We start from the raw sequence: 16,655 nt of genomic DNA on the forward strand, positions 1-16,655 counted from the left end.
CGTTCAAGCGCCTTCAACGATGACGAAATGGCCTGTCGAGGCGGCAAACCGAAACTTCGAGGCATGCTGATATTCGGGCGAATGATAGCATTCGACCGCCTTGTCGTAGGATTCGAACTCGACCAGCACGTGGCGGTTTCCGGTCGGTCCTTCCGGATTCTCGTAGCGACCGGCCCGCACGGGGAATTTCGCGCCGTACTTAGTGAAGGCGACGGCATTCGCCTCGATGTATTGCTTGTACACATCGGGATCGCGAACATCGATCATCGCCATCCAGTAGCCCTTCTTGCTCATGATGCTTCAGGGCCTCCAGCGCAGGAAATTGGTGATCAGCGCCAAGCCCAACGCCTGGCTCTTTTCGGGGTGGAACTGCGTGCCGACGAGATTGTCGCGGGCGACGGTGGCCGTCACGGGGCCGCCATAGTCGGCGATCGCCAGAACCTCGTCGGGCTTCTGCGCATCGAGATGGTAGGAATGCACGAAATAAGCGTGCAGTCCGTCCGGCCCGCTCGGAATGCCGGAAAACAGTGGATGCTCACGCTTGAGTTCGATCGTGTTCCAGCCGATCTGCGGGATCTTCAGTGAGGTATCGGCCGGCGTGATCTCCTTGACGTCGCCGGCGATCCAGCCAAAGCCGTTGGTGACGGTCTTTTCCAGGCCGCGCTCGGACATCAGCTGCATGCCGACGCAGATGCCCAGGAAAGGCCGGCCCTTGGCCACGGCGACCTCCTCGACCGCTTCCCACATGCCGGCGACGGCGCGCAAGCCGGCCGCGCAGTCGGCATAGGCACCGACGCCGGGCAGGACGATGCGGTCGGCGGTGCGGACCCGTTCCGCATCGGCGGTCAGGTCGATTTCAGCTGATATGCCGGCTTCACGCGCGGCGCGCTCGAAGGCCTTGGTGGCCGAGCGCAGATTGCCCGAGCCGTAATCGATGATCGCAACCCGCATGTCAGGTCCGTCCCGGAATGTGGGTCAGCCCCAGCGCCATGCCCGGCTGCGCCGGGCGCGCAAGGGCGGCATCCGGAACCATGCGCGGCACTGGAGCGGCTTGATCGGAAAGTGCTTCCGCCTCCAGCGCATAGCGCATCTCGGCCTCATCGAGCCAGCCGGCCTCGACCACGCCCCATTCATGCCAGCCGCGGCGGCGAAGTGCTGCGATGCGCAGGCCCTGCCCCTCCAACCCGACATAGAGCGAAACCAGGAGCGACAGCAGCGAGCCGGCGAGCCCAAGGCCGAGCCTTTGGCCAAGCATCGAAAGCAGGCCCATGACGACGAAGGCGAGTGCTGCTTCGATCCACAGCCGATGCCAGACGAACCATAGCGGCGGCACCAGAAAACCCAGCCAGGTGAAGCCATCGCGGACAAAAGCCGTGGCGTCGACCTTCTCGCGGCGGCCGGGCGGTTCCATCACGACATAAGCGGCCATCACGCTATCCCTTCAACGATCCCTTGGTGGAAGGAACCGCGTCCGGCTGGCGTGGGTCGCGTTCTAGCGCTGTGCGCAGCGCACGCGCCACCGCCTTGAAGCAGGTCTCGGCGATATGGTGATTGTTGGCGCCATAGTGGTTGGTGACATGCAGCGTGATGCCGGCATTTTGCGCCAGCGCCTGGAAGAATTCACGCACCAGTTCGGTGTCGAACGTACCGATCTTCGGCGACGAGAAGGAAACGTTCCAGACCAGGAACGGCCGGCCGGACACATCGATCGCCGCGCGCGTCAGCGTCTCGTCCATGGCAAGGTCGATCGAGGCATAGCGCATGATGCCGCGCCGCTCGCCGAGTGCCTTGGCCAGCGCCTGGCCGAGCGCGATGCCGGTGTCCTCGACGGTGTGGTGGTCGTCGATATGCAGATCGCCCTTGGCCTTGACCGTCATGTCGATCAAGGAATGGCGCGACAGCTGGTCCAGCATATGGTCGAAGAAACCGACGCCCGTCGAAATGTCTGATTTGCCCGAGCCGTCGACATGGACCGATACGGCGATATCGGTTTCCTTGGTCTTGCGGCTTGCTTCGGCGGAACGGGGCGACATGACCTTGTCCTTGTCCCAGGGTTTGATGCGTTCCAAGCCTTCACCGGCTTGAAAACGAAAGCCTTCTAGCAGCATGATCCGGCGATTGCCAGTTGCCATCCCGGTCGCTATCGAGCCGTTTGCAATCACCGGGCCCATGCATACATATGGCCGATCAAGTCACTCGTACCGCGCCAATCGCCTTTTTGGGATGGCGCGAATCGGAGCCAGGAAATGTCGAATGAACTGACCATGCACGCCACGACCATCGTGACGGTGCGCAAGGGCAACAAGGTGGTGATCGCCGGCGACGGCCAGGTCAGCCTTGGCCAGACCATCATGAAGGGCAACGCCAGGAAAGTGCGCCGCATCGGCAAGGGCGGCAATGTGATTGCCGGTTTCGCCGGCGCGACCGCCGATGCCTTCACGCTGCTGGAGCGGCTGGAAGCCAAGCTCGAACAATATCCCGACCAGTTGACGCGCGCCTGCGTCGAGCTTGCCAAGGACTGGCGCACCGACCGCTATCTGCGCCGGCTGGAAGCGATGATGCTGGTTGCCGACAAGTCGATCTCGCTGGCGCTGACCGGCACCGGCGACGTGCTCGAACCCGAACATGGCGTCATGGCCATCGGTTCCGGCGGCAATTACGCACTGGCCGCGGCACGCGCGCTGATGGACACCGACAAGGATGCCGAAGAGATCGCCCGCAAGGCGATGCAGATCGCGTCCGACATCTGCGTCTACACCAACAACAACTTCGTCATCGAAACGCTCGATGCCGGTTGACCCGGCCGTCCTGTATGATTTTCGGCCGGTGACCGAGAAGGACCTGCCGATGATCGCCGGCTGGCTCGCCGAGCCGCATGTCGCGCAATGGTGGGACGATCCAGAGACGGAAATCGCCGGGATTCGCGACCACATCGACAGCATTTCCGTCGAGCCGCTGATCGTCGAGCTCGACGGCAAGCCGATCGCGTACCTGCAGAGCTACGACCCGCATCTGGAAGACGACCACCCCTATGCCGACCAGCCGTTCGGCACGCTCGGCATCGACCTGTCGATCGGCCGGCCGGAGCTGGTCGGCCGCGGCCACGGCTCGGCGATCGTGCGGCAGTTCGTCGAACAGCTGTTCGAGGAAGGCGTGCCGCGTGTCATCATCGACCCGGATCCCGCCAACGGACGCGCCATCCGCGCCTATGAAAAGGCTGGTTTCAGGCGTATCGACCGCAGGCAATCGGAATATGGCGACGTCGTGCTGATGGCTATCGATGCCGAAGAAGGCGACGCGGAAGAGGGGCAATAAGGCATGATCGCATCCGGCGAGGATAAAAACCTCTCGGCCTATGAAAACAGCTGGCGGATGGGGCTGCTGATCGTGCTTGGCCTGGTCATTGTCCAGGCCGTGACGCTCTACCTGATGGGCCGGACGCCGATCTGCACCTGCGGTTACGTCAAGCTCTGGCACGGTGTCGTGCAGAGTTCAGAGAACTCCCAGCACATTTCGGACTGGTACACATTCTCGCACATCATCCACGGCTTCCTGTTCTACGCGCTGGCACGGTTCCTGTTCCCGCGTTCGCCGATCGGGTTGAGGCTGGCATTCGCGGTCCTCGTCGAGGGCGGCTGGGAACTGCTGGAAAACAGCCCGTTCATCATCGACCGTTACCGCGCCGGTACCATCTCGCTCGATTATTACGGCGACAGCATCATCAATTCGGTGTCCGACACACTGGCCATGGTGCTGGGATTTGTGATGGCGCGAAGGCTACCTATATGGGTGATCGTCAGCCTCGCCATCATCTTCGAACTCGGTACCGGCTATCTCATCCGGGACAATCTGACACTCAACGTGATCATGCTGCTGCATCCGTTCGAGGCCATCAAGCAGTGGCAAAGTGGAATTTAGTGATATGAGCACATTCTCTCCCCGCGAAATCGTTTCGGAACTCGACCGCTTCATCATCGGCCAGAAGGACGCCAAGCGCGCTGTGGCCATCGCCTTGCGCAACCGCTGGCGCCGCCAGCAGCTGGAAGGCCAGATGCGCGAAGAGGTGATGCCGAAGAACATCCTGATGATCGGGCCGACGGGCGTCGGCAAGACCGAGATCTCGCGCCGCCTGGCGCGCCTTGCCGGGGCGCCTTTCGTCAAGGTCGAGGCGACCAAGTTCACCGAAGTCGGCTATGTCGGCCGCGATGTCGAACAGATCATCCGCGACCTGGTCGAGATCGCCATCGGCCTGGTGCGCGAGAAGTTGCGCGAAGACGTCAAGGCGCGCGCCCACATCAACGCCGAGGAACGCGTGCTGGAGGCGCTGGTCGGCAAGACGGCGAGCCCGGCCACCCGCGATAGCTTCCGCAAGAAATTGCGCGACGGCGAACTCGACGACAAGGAGATCGAGATCGAAGTGGCCGACACCGGCAGCGGCGGCATGCCCGGCTTCGAGATTCCCGGCATGCCGGGCGCCAATATCGGCGTGCTGAACATCAACGACATGCTGTCGAAGGCGATGGGCGGCAAGAAGACCAAGTCGCGCAAGACGACAGTCAAGGAATCCTACGCGCTGCTGGTCAACGACGAGTCCGACAAGCTGCTCGACCAGGACGAGGTGGTGCGCCAGGCGCTGGATGCGACGGAGAATGACGGCATCGTCTTCCTCGATGAGATCGACAAGATCGCGTCGCGTGAAGGCGGCATGGGCGCCGGCGTTTCCCGTGAAGGCGTGCAGCGCGACCTCTTGCCGCTGATCGAAGGCACCACGGTGGCGACCAAATATGGGCCGGTGAAGACCGACCACATCCTGTTCATCGCCTCCGGGGCGTTCCATGTCTCGAAGCCATCCGACCTTTTGCCTGAATTGCAGGGCCGCCTGCCGATCCGGGTCGAATTGCGGGCGCTGGAGAAGGACGATTTCGTCCGCATCCTGACCGAGACCGAAGCCAGCCTGATCAAGCAGTATATCGCGCTGATGAAGACCGAGGGCGTCGAACTGACCTTCACCGACGACGCCATCGATTCGCTGGCCGGCATCGCCGTCGACCTCAACGACAGCGTCGAGAACATCGGCGCCCGGCGGTTGCAGACGGTGATGGAGCGGGTGCTGGACGAAATCTCCTATGACGCGCCCGACCGCAATGGCACTGCGGTCACCATCGACGCCGCCTATGTGGAAAAGCATGTCGGCGACCTCTCCAGAAACACAGATTTGTCGCGATTCATCCTTTAAACGACGGCGCCGGGTTTATTCCGGTGCCGGCCTCTTCAAAGTGACGCATCGTGCTTTACAAAAATCGATTCCGATTTTTGAGCCGATGCGTTGCAACACAGTCTGGCAAACAGAATCATGTGTGGCCAGATGGCACCATCTGGCCACCTTTCGTCTTGCCGGTGGATGGGGCGCTCTCGACTCGACCAAGAGCACTACCTAGTTTGCGCGGCAACATCTGCAGGCGGCGGCGCATGAAAAAACTGATCCTGGTCATTCTCGGCTTGACGCTGGCGGCGACGCTGTTCGCCGCCAATGCGGCGACATTGGTGCCGCCGGGAAACCGCAACGCCGAGCAGCCCGATATTCCCGGCGCTTCGAGCCGGCGCACGCAGGCCACCAACACCACCTTCCAGGCGAAGTACCGCAAGGTCTATGCCTTGCTGCAGAACGACGCCGATCTGCGCGGCAAGATCAAGAAGGCCGCTGCCGCCTACGGCATTGATCCCCTGCACATTGTCGGCGCCATCGTCGGCGAGCACACCTACAATGTCGACGCCTACGACCGGCTGCAGACCTACTACGTCAAGGCGATTTCCTATCTCTCCAGCAAGCTCTCCTTCGCCTATGACGGCGAGGACATCACCGATTTCGTGCAGCGGCCGGAATTCAAGAAATGCGCTGGGGTGTCGGACAGCTATGATCTGTGGGAATGCCGCGAGCAGGTGTGGAACCATTCGTTTCGTGGCAAAAGCGTCGGTGGCGAGAGTTTCCCCGATGACCGTTTCGGCGCCACCTTCTTCCAGCCCTATTATGCCGGCCAGACCTTCGGCCTCGGCCAGCTCAACCCGCTGACGGCCTTGCAGATGAGCGATCTCGTGCACAAGGTTTCCGGCCTGCCGAAGCTCGACGTCGCCGATCCCAATTCGGTCTACAAGACCATCATGGATCCGGACCTGACGCTGCCTTACGTCGCCGCGACGATCAGGAAATCGATCGACGCCTACAAGAGCATTGCCGGCTTCGACATTTCGGGCAATCCGGGGCTCACCGCCACGCTCTACAATGTCGGCAATCCGGAGCAGCGCGCCGATGCGCTGAAGGCGGAGAACGACAGGCGCCGCGCTGCCGGCGAGCCGGAAAAGCTGCCCGAGGAGAATTATTACGGCTGGCTGGTCAACGACAAGCTGCCGGAGCTGAAGGCGCTTTTCTAGGGCGTGTTGAGGTTCGGGTTGCGCCGCACCAGAGTTGAATTCGCCCCCTTTTTTGGGCGTTTGCGCCGCCCCTAAGCCGCCAGCAGTGACTTCAATTTTACCGTTTGTGAGCGAAGCGCTTCCGGCGCCGGCTTCGCCCGCTTGCCGATCAGCATTTCGGCCAGCCTGATGTCGCGGGCGACCGCGTTGCCCGGACCGATGCCGCTGGCCGCCATCAGCCTGCCGTCCTCAGCGAGGTGGAAGAGGATGAAGGCGCCGTCGTCGAGATCGCGACGCACGATGCTGCGGCCTTCGTCGGACAGCCCGGCGATCTGCAGGGATAGGCCATATTGATCCGACCAGAACCACGGCACTGCCGCATGCGCCTCGCCGGCGCCCAGCATGTTCCTGGCCGCCAGCGCGCCCTGTTCCTGGGCGTTGCGCCAGGCTTCCAGCCGCACGCGACGGCCGCCATAGACGGCGAGCGGAAACGAACAGCAATCGCCGGCGGCGAAGATGTCGGGATCGCTGCTGCGCAGCTCCGCATCGACAGCGATGCCGTTGTCGATCGTCAGCCCCGCTTCGGCTGCCAGCCCGGTCACCGGCACGGCGCCGATGCCGATGATGGCGAGATCGGCTGATATCTCCTGTCCGCCAGCAAGCGCGATGCGCACCTCGTTGCCGTCGTCGGCGATGGACGCAATGCCGTTGCCGCACAGAATGTCGACGCCTTCGGCAACATGCGCATCATGGATGATTTCGGCGATCTCGGCCGGTACGCCGCGCATCAGGATGCGCGGCTGCGCCTCGATGACGGTGACCGCAGCGCCGAGCTTGCGCGCCGCGGCGGCGAGTTCGAGGCCGATGAAGCCGCCGCCGACAATGGCGATACGGTTGCCGGCGCTGAGATGGGCGCGGATGGCCAGCGCATCGGCGAAGGTGCGGAGATAAACGCAGCGCGAACCCAATCCCGGCATCGGCAGCTTGCGCGGCGTCGAGCCGGTGGCCAGCAGCAGCTTCTCATAGGGCAGCGCGGAGCCGTCCCACAGGCGCACCATATGCGCGGCACGGTCGATCGCCACGGCTTGAACGGAATGGATATGGCGGATCGATTTTTCAGTCAGAATTGCGTCGCTTGCGATCGCCTTGATTTCGGGTGTGTCGCTGGCCATAGCCTCCTTGGACAGAGGCGGCCGTTCATAGGGCAGATGCGGTTCGTCGCCGACCAGCGTCACCGGCCCCCCATAGCCGAGATCGCGCAACGCCAATGCTGCCCGGCCGCCGCATTCGCCGGCGCCGATGATGACCATTCCGTGCACCATCGCCGTCATCCGATCTGAACCAGCACTTTGCCGGCGTCGACTTTGACCGGATAGGTCTTGAGGTTGACGCAGACCGGCGCGCCGCGGGCGTCCCCCGTCTTGTAGTTGAAGCGGCCATTGTGCTTGGGGCATTCGATGATGTCGTCCATCACCAGCCCGTCGGCGAGATGCACCTTTTCGTGCGTGCAAAGGCCGTCGGTGGCGAAATAGTCGTCGTCCGGGCTGCGATAGATGGCGAAGGTGCGGCCGCCATGATCGAAGCGCATCACATCCTCTTCATCGATATCGCCGGCGGCACAGGCCTCGACCCAGTCGCTCATTCAGTCCTCCCCTGGAAATCGGATAAGCGCACGATCACTCCGCCGCGGCCGCGACGGCATCGTTGTGGAATTCCTCGCGGTATGGCCTGGCGGTCGGCGGCAGCTCGCGCTTGAGGAAATAGTCTTCGTTGCGCAGCTGGCGCAGGAAGGCCGGGATCATCTCGCGGTAGCCGGCCAGGATCGATGGTGTCGGCGCCGGCAGGTCGTGCTTGATCAATTCATGCAGTTTTGGCAGCGCATGATAGGGCACCATCGGGAACATGTGATGCTCGACATGATAATTCATGTTCCAATAGATGAAACGGCTGATCGGGTTCATGTAGACGGTGCGGCTGTTGAGGCGATGGTCGGTAACGTTGTCGGCCAGGCCGCCATGCTGCAGCAGCCCGACCATGACGTGATGCCAGGCGCCATAGAGCCTGGGCAGGCCGATCAGCATCAGCGGCAGGAACGAACCGGTGTAGAGCGCCAGGGCGATGGTGGCGGCATAGATCGCCGTCCAGATGCGGGCGATGCGGATCGCCTTTGGCTGCTCCTGCTCGGGAATGAAGGTCTTTTCCGCCGCGCTGATGTTGCCGGCCGCGTTGCGCAGCATGTCGCTCATCGCATGCCAGGCATCGAGCACACCGACAAAGGCAAGGACGACGCGAACCAGGTCCGGCGGCCGCATGACCGATATTTCCGGGTCGCGGCCGACGATGATGGTGTCGGTGTGGTGGCGCGTGTGGCTCCAGCGCCAGGTCACCGGATTGCGCATGATCATGAAGCAGGCGATCTGATAGATCACATCATTCATCCACTGCGTCCGGAAGGCGGTGCCGTGGCCGCATTCGTGCCAGCGCGAATCGGTGGATGAGCCGTAGAGGACGCCATAGGCGAAGAAGAACGGCACGCACCACCATGTGCCCCAAAACCAGGCGCCGCCGGCGCCGCTGACGATCAGGGCGGCGAGCCAGATGATGGTGTCGCGGATCGCCGGTGCGTCGGAGCGCTGCATCAGCTCCTTCATCTGCTTGCGCGGGATGTCGGTGTGATACCACTCGGCCGCCGACAGGCCGGTCTCGACGGCGAGCTTGGCGTCGCGGCCGATCAGGCTGTAGTCACGCCGGGACGGCGTTGTGGACATGATTGCCTCCCTTGGCAAAGGCACTCGGCTTCGAGGCTGAAAATAACGCCGACGCATGATAGACTCAACATCACAAAGATAGTTTCTATCATTTCCTATCATGATGATGTAAGAAGGGGCCAAGCAATCCGATGAGGCAAGCATGGCAAAACGGCCGACCATCACCGACCTGGCGCGCATCTCTGGTGTCAGTGTTGCCACGGTGGACCGCGTGCTCAACAGCCGCCTGCCGGTGCGCGAGGACACGGCGCGCCGCGTCTACGAGGCGGCGACCGAGATCGGCTATCACGCGGCCGGCCTGATCAAGCAGCGGATGCGTCACGAATTGCCGGAGTATCGGCTGGGTTTCCTGCTGCTCAAGGGCAATTATGTCTTCTACAGCGAGTTCGCCCGCGAGCTTGAACTCGCCGTGTCGCGATCGCCGCGTTTCCGCGGTGTCGCCACCATCGACTTCGCGGATTCGCTAGCTCCCGATGAAATCGTCGAGCGCGCGCGCAGGCTGGCGGCCAAAAGCAGGGCCGTTGCTTTGGTCGGGCCAGATCACCCGACGCTGACGGTCGCCGTCGAGGAGATGAAGGCGAAGGGGCTGCCGGTGTTTTCCCTGCTATCCGACTTCGCCGCCGGCATTCGCGAGGGCTATGTCGGCCTGGACAACCGCAAGGTTGGCCGCAGCGCGGCCTGGATGATTTCGAAGGCCGCCAAGCGGCCGGGCAAGGTTGCGCTGTTCGTCGGCAGCCATCGCTTCCATGGCCATGAACTGCGCGAGATCGGCTTTCGCTCCTTCTTTCGCGAGCAGGCGCCGGAATTCACCTTGCTTGAGACATTGGTCAATCTGGAAGCCAACCAGATCACGCAGGACACGCTGCTCGACCTCCTCGGCCGCCACCCCGATCTCGTTGGCTGCTATGTCGCCGGCGGCGGCATGGAGGGCGCGGTCGCGGCACTCAGGCAGGCAAAGCCGGCCGAGATGCCCGCGGTCATCTGCAACGAGATCACGGCAGTATCGCGCTCCGCCCTGGCGGACGGCGTCCTGACGATGGTGATCTCGACGCCACTGGCAGCGCTTTGCCGCGAGCTGGTCGACCTGATGGCACATGCCATCGAAACGGGTGCCGCGAACGCGCCTGGCCAGACCTTCCTGCCATTCGACATCTTTCTGCCCGAGAACATCTAGGCTCTCGACCCTTCGAGTTCGGACCGAAGCGCCTAAACTTCGTCATCCCAGGGCGGAGCAGGAGCGAAGCGACGTCGCGGAGACCCTGGGATGACGAAGTGATGGGTGCCCATCATCCGAAAATCGCGCATCCGGTTTTGGAATCTCCCTTGACGCCCGGAGGCAAAATGGAATAAATATTTCACCAACTGTGTATTTTGGTTCTTTCGTTCCGGAACATCTGTTTCAAACAGAGGGTTTGGCGTTCCAGCAAGCAGGAGACGTTACCCGGAACAGAAATGACAATCGGGAGAGATTCCCCGGGGAGATCGGGGATTCCGGATAGATCGGTGCAACCGGACACCAAAATGTGGAGGAGAAACACAATGAAGAAACTGATTTTGGGCGTCGCTTTCGCGGCGCTGATGAGTTCATCCGCCATGGCCGCCAAGGTCGGTGTGTCGATGGCCAAGTTCGACGACAACTTCCTGACCGTGCTGCGCAACGGCATGATCGAGCAGGCCAAGGGCATGAGCGGCGTGGAGCTGCAGGTCGAGGACGCGCAGAACGACGTCGCCAAGCAGCTCGACCAGATCAAGAACTTCGCCGCCTCGGGCGTCGATGCGATCATCGTCAATCCGGTCGACACCTCGGCCACGCAGGCCATGTCGGACGCCGCGGCGGCCGCCAAGATCCCGCTGGTCTATGTCAATCGCGAACCGGTCAATGTCGACACACTGCCGGACAACCAGGCCTTCGTCGCTTCGAACGAGGCCGATTCCGGCACGCTCGAAACCAAGGAAGTCTGCCGCCTGTTCACGGAAGCCGGCAAGAAGGAAGCCAACGTCTATGTGATCATGGGCGAGCTGTCCAACCAGGCCGCCGTGCAGCGCACCAAGGATATTGAAGAGGTGATCGCCACGCCGGATTGCAGCTTCATCAAGATCATCGACAAGCAGACGTCGAACTGGAACCGCGACGAGGCCCAGAACCTGATGACCAACTGGCTGTCGACCGGCAAGAAGTTCGATGGCGTCATCGCCAACAATGACGAAAGCGCCATCGGCGCCATCCAGGCGATGAAGGCCGCCAACATCGACATGAAGGCGGTCGTGGTCGGCGGCGTCGACGCCACCCAGGACGCGCTTGCCGCCATGCAGGCCGGCGACCTCGACGCTACCGTGTTCCAGGACGCGGCCGGCCAGGGCGCGGGCGCGCTGGATGCAGCACTGAAACTGTCCAAGGGCGAGAAGGTCGAACACAAGGTCTACGTGCCCTTCCAGCTGGTGACGCCGGCGAACATCGACAAGTTCCTGAAGAAGAACTGAGCGGCGGACATACGGAGCGGCGCCAAGAGCGCCGCTCCCCTTTCCCTCAGCGCCGGCAAGGCAGCGAGGGGCGACCGCGGCTGACGGAGGATAGAAGATTTGGCACAGACATCTCACGGCGTCGGCGGGGTCGGCTATGACGCGAAGAAGCGCGCATGGCCTGCCGAAATCAATGTCTTCCTGGCGCTTGTCATCCTCGTCGTCGTCTTCGAACTGATCGGCCGGATCTTTCTCGGCGACAGCTTCCTGTTCAACACCCGCAGCGACGTCAGCGCGATCTTCAACGAGGCACGCCTGCAGATCATCATCCTGCAGGTGTCGATCGTCGGCATCATCGCCATCGGCGTCACGCAAGTGATCATCACCGGCGGCATCGACCTGTCCTCGGGCTCGATCGTCGGTGCGACCGCGATGATCGCCATGAGTTTTGCCCAGGTGGCGACCGTCAACGGCAATCCCAACCCCAAGGCGATGTTCCTGGCCCAGGGCTGGACCGACCTGCCCGTCATCGTGCCGGTGCTGGTGGCCATCGGTTGCGGGCTGTTCGCTGGCCTGGTCAACGGCGCCTTGATTGCCTACACGCGCATCCCTCCATTCATCGCCACGCTCGGCATGATGGTCACCGCGCGCGGCATCGCCAAGTGGTGGTCCAAGGGTCAGCCGATCTCGTTTCCCACCGAAAGTTTCGCAGGCATCGGCAAAGGCCTGATGCCCGTCATCATCTTCCTGTCGCTGGCGGTGCTGTTCCAGCTGATCATGACCTACACGCGCTATGGCAAGCACTGTTACGCGATCGGCTCCAACGAGGACGCCGCGCGCATGTCCGGCATCAAGATCGCCAACCACAAGATCCTCGTCTACGTCATCGCCGGCGTGCTCGCCGCGCTCGCCGCCGTGGTGCTGAGTTCCAAGAACCTCACTGCGCAGTCGGGCATGGGCGTGATGTACGAGCTCGACGCGATCGCCATGGCGGTCATCGGCGGCGTGTCGCTGTCGGGCGGCCGCGGCTCGATCGTCGGCACGGTGATCGGCTCGCTGATCTTCGGCGTCATCATCTCCGGCTTCACCTTCCTGCGCCTCGACGCCTACTACCAGGAGATGGTCAAGGGCGTGATCATCGTCGGCGCAGTCGTTCTCGACCAGTGGCGTCAACGCCTGCGGGCAATGAGGGCTTGATCATGGCAGACATCGTCCTGAAGACCGAAAACCTGACCAAGCGCTATGGTGGCGTGCATGCGCTGGAAGGCGCGAACTTCGAGCTGCGCAAAGGCGAACATGTCGCCATCATGGGCGACAACGGCGCCGGCAAGTCGACCTTCGTGCGCCAGATCACGGCCGTCGAGCAGCGCACCGACGGCAAGATCTGGTTCGACGGCAAGGAAGTGAATTTCACCGGGCCGATCGCGGCGCGCGAGGCCGGCATCGAGACCGTGTTCCAGAACCTGGCGCTCGCCGACGATCTCGACGTGCCGTCGAACCTGTTCCTCGGCCGCGAAAAGGTGCTGTTCAATCTCGGACCGTTCTCGATCCTGGACCGCAAATACATGCGCAAGGCGACCGAGGCCGCACTTGTCCGCACGGCGGTGAAGATCCCCAATCTGTCCAACACCATCCGCCATATGTCGGGCGGCCAGCGCCAGTGCGTGGCGATCGCCAGGACCGCGACCTTCGCCTCCAAGCTGATCATCATGGATGAACCGACGGCAGCCCTCGGCGTGCAGGAGACCGCGCAGGTTGAGAACATCATCCGCACGCTGAAGGACAATGGCGAGCCGCTGATCCTGATCAGCCACAACATGCGCCAGGTGTTCGACCTTTGCGACCGCATCGTCGTCTTCCGCCGCGGCCGCATCGTCGCCAACCTGCGCAAGCAGGACACCGACGGAAACGATATCGTCTCCTACATCACCGGCGCCAAGACCGGGGAGGCGGAACTCGCGGCCTAGGCCGGGCGCGGAGGCGGTGGTCGCCGCCTCCCTGTCGATGTCATCTTGACCGGAAAATCACCCGCGCCCATGACCGGCGCCCCGCTTCGAACCATCCTCAAAGGACATTCCATGGTACTCCGCTTCGCTCTCCTCGGTGCCGGTCGCATCGGCAAGGTCCACGCCCGCGCCGTCGGCTCCAATCCGCAGGCCAAACTGGTTGCCGTCGCCGACGCCTTCGAGAAAGCGGCGACCGAGCTGGCGACGGCCTATGGCGCCGAAGTGCGCAGCATCGACGCCATCGAAAAATCCAAGGACATCGACGCCGTCGTCATCTGCACGCCGACCGACACCCATGCCGATTTGATCGAACGTTTCGCCAAGGCCGGCAAGGCGATCTTCTGCGAGAAGCCGATCGACCTCAACGTCAAGCGCGTCGAGAAGTGCCTGGCCGTGGTCGAGAAAACCAAGGCAACGCTGATGGTCGGCTTCAACAGGCGCTTCGATCCGCATTTCGCCGCCGTGCGCAAGGCGATCGACGACGGCGCCATCGGCACCGTCGAGATGGTGACCATCACCTCGCGCGATCCAGGTGCGCCGCCGATCGACTACATCAAGCGCTCGGGCGGCATCTTCCGCGACATGACCATCCATGATTTCGACATGGCGCGCTTCCTGCTCGGCGAGGAGCCAGTGGCGGTCAGCGCGCATGCCTCGGTGCTGGTCGACAAGAAGATCGGCGCGGCCGGTGATTTCGACAGCGTCAGCGTCATCCTCGAAACCGCTTCCGGCAAGCAGGCCGTCATCTCCAACTCGCGCCGCGCCACCTACGGCTACGACCAGCGCATCGAGGTGCATGGCTCGAAGGGCATGGTCGCGGCCGAGAACCAGCGCCCGGTGTCGATCGAACTGGCCAATGAGAAGGGTTATACGCGCCCGCCGCTGCATGACTTCTTCATGACCCGCTACCTCGACGCCTATGCCAACGAGATCGCTGCCTTCATCGCAGCCGCGACGTCAGGCAAGAAGGCGGCACCGAGCGGCGCCGACGGCCTCGTGGCGCTGAAGCTGGCGGATGCGGCGCTGAAATCAGCGACGTCAGGCAAGACCGTCCGCCTCGACACGGCAAAGTAAGAACCGGAATCCGGACCCAAGCCACAGGAGCAGAGCGATGAGCACATCAGCCGATCGCAATCATGAAACGCGCGCCATCGTCACCGGCGGCGCGCAAGGCATCGGCTTTGCCGTCGCCGAGGCGCTGGCCGACGAGGGCTGCCGGGCGCTGGCGCTCATCGGCCGCTCGCAGGAGAAGGGCGACAAGGCCGTCGCCCATTTCAAGAAAGCAGGCGTCGACGCGATGTTCATCAGCGCCGACGTTTCAAAGGTCGCTGACTGCAAGCGTGCGGTCGCGACCGCGATCTCGCATTTCGGCACCATCAACGCACTGGTCAATGCCGCCGCGACATCGGCACGCGGTTCACTGGTCGAGACGAGCGAAGAGCTTTTCGACACTATTTTCGACACCAATGTGCGCGGACCGTTTTTCCTGATGCAGGGCGTGGTGGCGCATTTGCTCGAGCGAAAGGCGCCTGGCTCGATCGTCAATGTGCTGTCGATGTCGGCGCATTGCGGCCAGTCGTTCCTGACGCCCTATTCCACAAGCAAGGGCGCGCTGATGACGCTGACCAAGAATGTCGCCAATGCCTATCGAGGCAACCGCATCCGCAGCAACGCAGTGCTGCCCGGCTGGATGGACACCGAAGGCGAGGCGATCGTGCAGAAGAAATGGCACGACGCTCCGGATGACTGGCTGGAAAAGGCCGAAGCGGCGCAGCCGATGGGCCAGTTGGTGAAGCCAGCGCAACTCGCCCGGCTGATCAGCTATATGGTCAGCCCGCAGTCGGGGGTGATGACCGGATCGCTGGTCGACTACGATCAGAGCGTTGCGGGGTCATCGCCAGAGTAGCAGCAACAGGGTAGCCTCACGTCCAGAAGTAGCTTGGCCATGCGTCGGCCGAAAATATCGGCGCCGGGGTGATCGGTTCCGGATCAAACTCACCAAGGCACCCGGGCTCTGAAAGCCCCTCTCCCTGCCTGTTGCCGCCGCATCGCCATTCCCATATAGTCATGATAGTCAGAGTGGTCACTGAGGTAGAGATGCCGTCTGCGCCCAAAGAGGATACCAACTGGACGGTCGCTGGGGCAAAAGCCCGGCTCTCGGAGGTAATCGAGCGTGCGCAGTCTTCGCCGCAGACGATCACCAGAAACGGCAAACCAAGCGTTGTTGTCGTCTCGGCCGAGGAATGGCAGCGGAAGACCGCGCGCAAGGGTACGCTTGCGGAGTTCCTGCTGGAGTCGCCGCTGTGCGGCGCCGATCTCAACCTTGAGCGTCAGCGCGACGAACCGCGTGATCTGCCGCTGTGAGGCTACTGCTCGATACGAATGTCCTGTCCGAGGTGACAAGGCCGGCGCCGGATGCACGCGTTCTGGACTGGCTGGACGGGCTTGATGAGGACCGCTCATTCATCAGCGTCGTGTCGATCGCCGAGATCCGGCGCGGCGTCGCCCTCATGGATGAGGGCCGGAAACGCGAGGCACTGGCCGACTGGCTCGCTCGGGACCTGCCGCAGCGCTTCGAGCAGAGGGTTCTTCCAGTGAACGAACCGGTTGCCTTGGCCTGGGGCGACCTGATGGGCCTTGCGAAGCGCCGCGGTCGCGGTCTGTCGTCGATGGACGGCCTGATCGCAGCCACGGCGATTGCACAGGAACTCACCTTGGCAACACGTAATACGAAGGATTTCGAAGGCTTTGGAATTGAACTCTTCGATCCCTGGATTGCATGAACCGCTCGGTGCTGCATGTTGGGTCTCGACCCTATGCTACGTCAGTAGCCTCATCAGGTACGTGACAAGCGCCTCCGCTTCGACTATATGAGCCTCATGATCAACCTGACCGCCACGTATTGGTACTTTAGGAGCTCGCTGGCGGCGGGAGGATTGCGCTCGATCTGAAGATTGCAGCATCAATATCCGAACAGCCGCCAGACCTGGCGGCTTTTTTGTTTCAGCCGGCA

At 62.6% G+C, this 16,655-nt stretch carries 20 protein-coding genes; 13 read left to right on the top strand and 7 right to left on the bottom strand.

Annotated features, from left to right (window positions below; translation table 11 throughout):
- Positions 1-3 precede the first annotated feature (3 nt).
- Genes B5V02_RS15910 through hisB form a run of 4 tightly spaced genes read right to left on the bottom strand, consistent with a single transcriptional unit; the run spans position 4 to position 2,033 of the window.
- The gene (locus B5V02_RS15910) at positions 4-294 is read right to left on the bottom strand and encodes a DUF1330 domain-containing protein (RefSeq protein WP_111545068.1); all 291 of its coding nucleotides are present in this window, start codon (positions 292-294) and stop codon (positions 4-6) included.
- A gap of 6 nt (positions 295-300) precedes the next feature.
- A complete protein-coding gene (gene hisH, locus B5V02_RS15915; RefSeq protein WP_111545069.1) occupies positions 301-951 on the bottom strand; it encodes an imidazole glycerol phosphate synthase subunit HisH in 651 nt (216 codons plus the stop codon).
- A 1-nt stretch (position 952) separates the two neighbouring features.
- Complete coding sequence (locus tag B5V02_RS15920) at positions 953-1,429, bottom strand: DUF2628 domain-containing protein (protein WP_111545070.1); 477 nt, start codon at positions 1,427-1,429, stop codon at positions 953-955.
- A 4-nt stretch (positions 1,430-1,433) separates the two neighbouring features.
- Positions 1,434-2,033, bottom strand: coding sequence for an imidazoleglycerol-phosphate dehydratase HisB (hisB, locus tag B5V02_RS15925; protein ID WP_023761120.1), 600 nt, complete (start codon positions 2,031-2,033; stop codon positions 1,434-1,436).
- Positions 2,034-2,246: 213 nt separating this feature from the next.
- Between hisB and hslV the strand changes: the two genes are divergently transcribed.
- The 5 genes from hslV to B5V02_RS15950 all read left to right on the top strand — a co-directional run bounded on the left by hslV (position 2,247) and on the right by B5V02_RS15950 (position 6,429).
- Positions 2,247-2,798, top strand: a complete 552-nt coding sequence (gene hslV / locus B5V02_RS15930; RefSeq protein WP_111545071.1) for an ATP-dependent protease subunit HslV — start codon at positions 2,247-2,249, stop codon at positions 2,796-2,798.
- Positions 2,788-3,315, top strand: coding sequence for a GNAT family N-acetyltransferase (locus tag B5V02_RS15935; RefSeq protein WP_111545072.1), 528 nt, complete (start codon positions 2,788-2,790; stop codon positions 3,313-3,315). The genes hslV and B5V02_RS15935 overlap by 11 nt, the downstream gene beginning before the upstream one ends.
- Before the next feature lie 3 nt (positions 3,316-3,318).
- Positions 3,319-3,918: a DUF2585 domain-containing protein gene (locus tag B5V02_RS15940; RefSeq protein ID WP_111545073.1), complete on the top strand. Its 600-nt coding sequence runs from the start codon at positions 3,319-3,321 to the stop codon at positions 3,916-3,918.
- A 4-nt stretch (positions 3,919-3,922) separates the two neighbouring features.
- Complete coding sequence (gene hslU / locus B5V02_RS15945; protein WP_111545074.1) at positions 3,923-5,236, top strand: ATP-dependent protease ATPase subunit HslU; 1,314 nt, start codon at positions 3,923-3,925, stop codon at positions 5,234-5,236.
- A 233-nt stretch (positions 5,237-5,469) separates the two neighbouring features.
- Positions 5,470-6,429, top strand: a complete 960-nt coding sequence (locus tag B5V02_RS15950; protein WP_111545075.1) for a DUF1402 family protein — start codon at positions 5,470-5,472, stop codon at positions 6,427-6,429.
- A gap of 71 nt (positions 6,430-6,500) precedes the next feature.
- Here B5V02_RS15950 and B5V02_RS15955 read toward each other — a convergent pair whose 3' ends face one another.
- The 3 genes from B5V02_RS15955 to B5V02_RS15965 are packed head-to-tail and all read right to left on the bottom strand — an operon-like array spanning position 6,501 to position 9,176.
- On the bottom strand, positions 6,501-7,730 hold the full coding sequence (locus B5V02_RS15955) for an NAD(P)/FAD-dependent oxidoreductase (RefSeq protein ID WP_111545433.1): 1,230 nt from the start codon (positions 7,728-7,730) through the stop codon (positions 6,501-6,503).
- Positions 7,731-7,735: 5 nt separating this feature from the next.
- A complete protein-coding gene (locus B5V02_RS15960; RefSeq protein ID WP_111545076.1) occupies positions 7,736-8,050 on the bottom strand; it encodes a MocE family 2Fe-2S type ferredoxin in 315 nt (104 codons plus the stop codon).
- A gap of 34 nt (positions 8,051-8,084) precedes the next feature.
- On the bottom strand, positions 8,085-9,176 hold the full coding sequence (locus B5V02_RS15965) for a fatty acid desaturase family protein (RefSeq protein WP_111545077.1): 1,092 nt from the start codon (positions 9,174-9,176) through the stop codon (positions 8,085-8,087).
- Between the two features lie 142 nt (positions 9,177-9,318).
- Here B5V02_RS15965 and B5V02_RS15970 point away from each other — a divergent pair, with 142 nt between their 5' ends.
- From B5V02_RS15970 to B5V02_RS16005, 8 genes are all read left to right on the top strand, one after another.
- Positions 9,319-10,350 (top strand): LacI family DNA-binding transcriptional regulator, encoded by a 1,032-nt coding sequence (locus tag B5V02_RS15970; RefSeq protein ID WP_111545078.1) that lies wholly within the window; start codon positions 9,319-9,321, stop codon positions 10,348-10,350.
- Between the two features lie 365 nt (positions 10,351-10,715).
- The gene (locus B5V02_RS15975; protein ID WP_111545079.1) at positions 10,716-11,657 is read left to right on the top strand and encodes a sugar ABC transporter substrate-binding protein; all 942 of its coding nucleotides are present in this window, start codon (positions 10,716-10,718) and stop codon (positions 11,655-11,657) included.
- Between the two features lie 99 nt (positions 11,658-11,756).
- Complete coding sequence (locus B5V02_RS15980; protein ID WP_111545080.1) at positions 11,757-12,833, top strand: ABC transporter permease; 1,077 nt, start codon at positions 11,757-11,759, stop codon at positions 12,831-12,833.
- A 2-nt stretch (positions 12,834-12,835) separates the two neighbouring features.
- Positions 12,836-13,603, top strand: coding sequence for an ATP-binding cassette domain-containing protein (locus B5V02_RS15985; RefSeq protein WP_095083257.1), 768 nt, complete (start codon positions 12,836-12,838; stop codon positions 13,601-13,603).
- 111 nt (positions 13,604-13,714) lie between these two features.
- The gene (gene iolG, locus B5V02_RS15990) at positions 13,715-14,716 is read left to right on the top strand and encodes an inositol 2-dehydrogenase (protein ID WP_111545434.1); all 1,002 of its coding nucleotides are present in this window, start codon (positions 13,715-13,717) and stop codon (positions 14,714-14,716) included.
- Between the two features lie 37 nt (positions 14,717-14,753).
- Positions 14,754-15,548 (top strand): SDR family oxidoreductase, encoded by a 795-nt coding sequence (locus tag B5V02_RS15995; protein WP_111545081.1) that lies wholly within the window; start codon positions 14,754-14,756, stop codon positions 15,546-15,548.
- A 191-nt stretch (positions 15,549-15,739) separates the two neighbouring features.
- Complete coding sequence (locus tag B5V02_RS16000) at positions 15,740-16,006, top strand: type II toxin-antitoxin system Phd/YefM family antitoxin (RefSeq protein ID WP_111545435.1); 267 nt, start codon at positions 15,740-15,742, stop codon at positions 16,004-16,006.
- Positions 16,003-16,425, top strand: coding sequence for a type II toxin-antitoxin system VapC family toxin (locus B5V02_RS16005; protein WP_111545082.1), 423 nt, complete (start codon positions 16,003-16,005; stop codon positions 16,423-16,425). The genes B5V02_RS16000 and B5V02_RS16005 overlap by 4 nt, the downstream gene beginning before the upstream one ends.
- The last annotated feature ends 230 nt before the right edge of the window (positions 16,426-16,655 follow it).

The organism is Mesorhizobium kowhaii (genome assembly GCF_003253745.1).
GTDB classification, from domain to species: domain Bacteria; phylum Pseudomonadota; class Alphaproteobacteria; order Rhizobiales; family Rhizobiaceae; genus Mesorhizobium; species Mesorhizobium kowhaii.

Excerpts from the sequence above, each read along its gene's own strand:
- B5V02_RS15910 (WP_111545068.1), bottom strand. The coding sequence starts at position 294 with ATGAGCAAGAAGGGCTACTGGATGGCGATGATCGATGTTCGCGATCCC.
- hisH (WP_111545069.1), bottom strand. The coding sequence starts at position 951 with ATGCGGGTTGCGATCATCGATTACGGCTCGGGCAATCTGCGCTCGGCC.
- B5V02_RS15920 (WP_111545070.1), bottom strand. The coding sequence starts at position 1,429 with ATGGCCGCTTATGTCGTGATGGAACCGCCCGGCCGCCGCGAGAAGGTC.
- hisB (WP_023761120.1), bottom strand. The coding sequence starts at position 2,033 with ATGTCGCCCCGTTCCGCCGAAGCAAGCCGCAAGACCAAGGAAACCGAT.
- hslV (WP_111545071.1), top strand. The coding sequence starts at position 2,247 with ATGTCGAATGAACTGACCATGCACGCCACGACCATCGTGACGGTGCGC.
- B5V02_RS15935 (WP_111545072.1), top strand. The coding sequence starts at position 2,788 with ATGCCGGTTGACCCGGCCGTCCTGTATGATTTTCGGCCGGTGACCGAG.
- B5V02_RS15940 (WP_111545073.1), top strand. The coding sequence starts at position 3,319 with ATGATCGCATCCGGCGAGGATAAAAACCTCTCGGCCTATGAAAACAGC.
- hslU (WP_111545074.1), top strand. The coding sequence starts at position 3,923 with ATGAGCACATTCTCTCCCCGCGAAATCGTTTCGGAACTCGACCGCTTC.
- B5V02_RS15950 (WP_111545075.1), top strand. The coding sequence starts at position 5,470 with ATGAAAAAACTGATCCTGGTCATTCTCGGCTTGACGCTGGCGGCGACG.
- B5V02_RS15955 (WP_111545433.1), bottom strand. The coding sequence starts at position 7,730 with ATGGTGCACGGAATGGTCATCATCGGCGCCGGCGAATGCGGCGGCCGG.
- B5V02_RS15960 (WP_111545076.1), bottom strand. The coding sequence starts at position 8,050 with ATGAGCGACTGGGTCGAGGCCTGTGCCGCCGGCGATATCGATGAAGAG.
- B5V02_RS15965 (WP_111545077.1), bottom strand. The coding sequence starts at position 9,176 with ATGTCCACAACGCCGTCCCGGCGTGACTACAGCCTGATCGGCCGCGAC.
- B5V02_RS15970 (WP_111545078.1), top strand. The coding sequence starts at position 9,319 with ATGGCAAAACGGCCGACCATCACCGACCTGGCGCGCATCTCTGGTGTC.
- B5V02_RS15975 (WP_111545079.1), top strand. The coding sequence starts at position 10,716 with ATGAAGAAACTGATTTTGGGCGTCGCTTTCGCGGCGCTGATGAGTTCA.
- B5V02_RS15985 (WP_095083257.1), top strand. The coding sequence starts at position 12,836 with ATGGCAGACATCGTCCTGAAGACCGAAAACCTGACCAAGCGCTATGGT.
- iolG (WP_111545434.1), top strand. The coding sequence starts at position 13,715 with ATGGTACTCCGCTTCGCTCTCCTCGGTGCCGGTCGCATCGGCAAGGTC.
- B5V02_RS15995 (WP_111545081.1), top strand. The coding sequence starts at position 14,754 with ATGAGCACATCAGCCGATCGCAATCATGAAACGCGCGCCATCGTCACC.
- B5V02_RS16000 (WP_111545435.1), top strand. The coding sequence starts at position 15,740 with ATGCCGTCTGCGCCCAAAGAGGATACCAACTGGACGGTCGCTGGGGCA.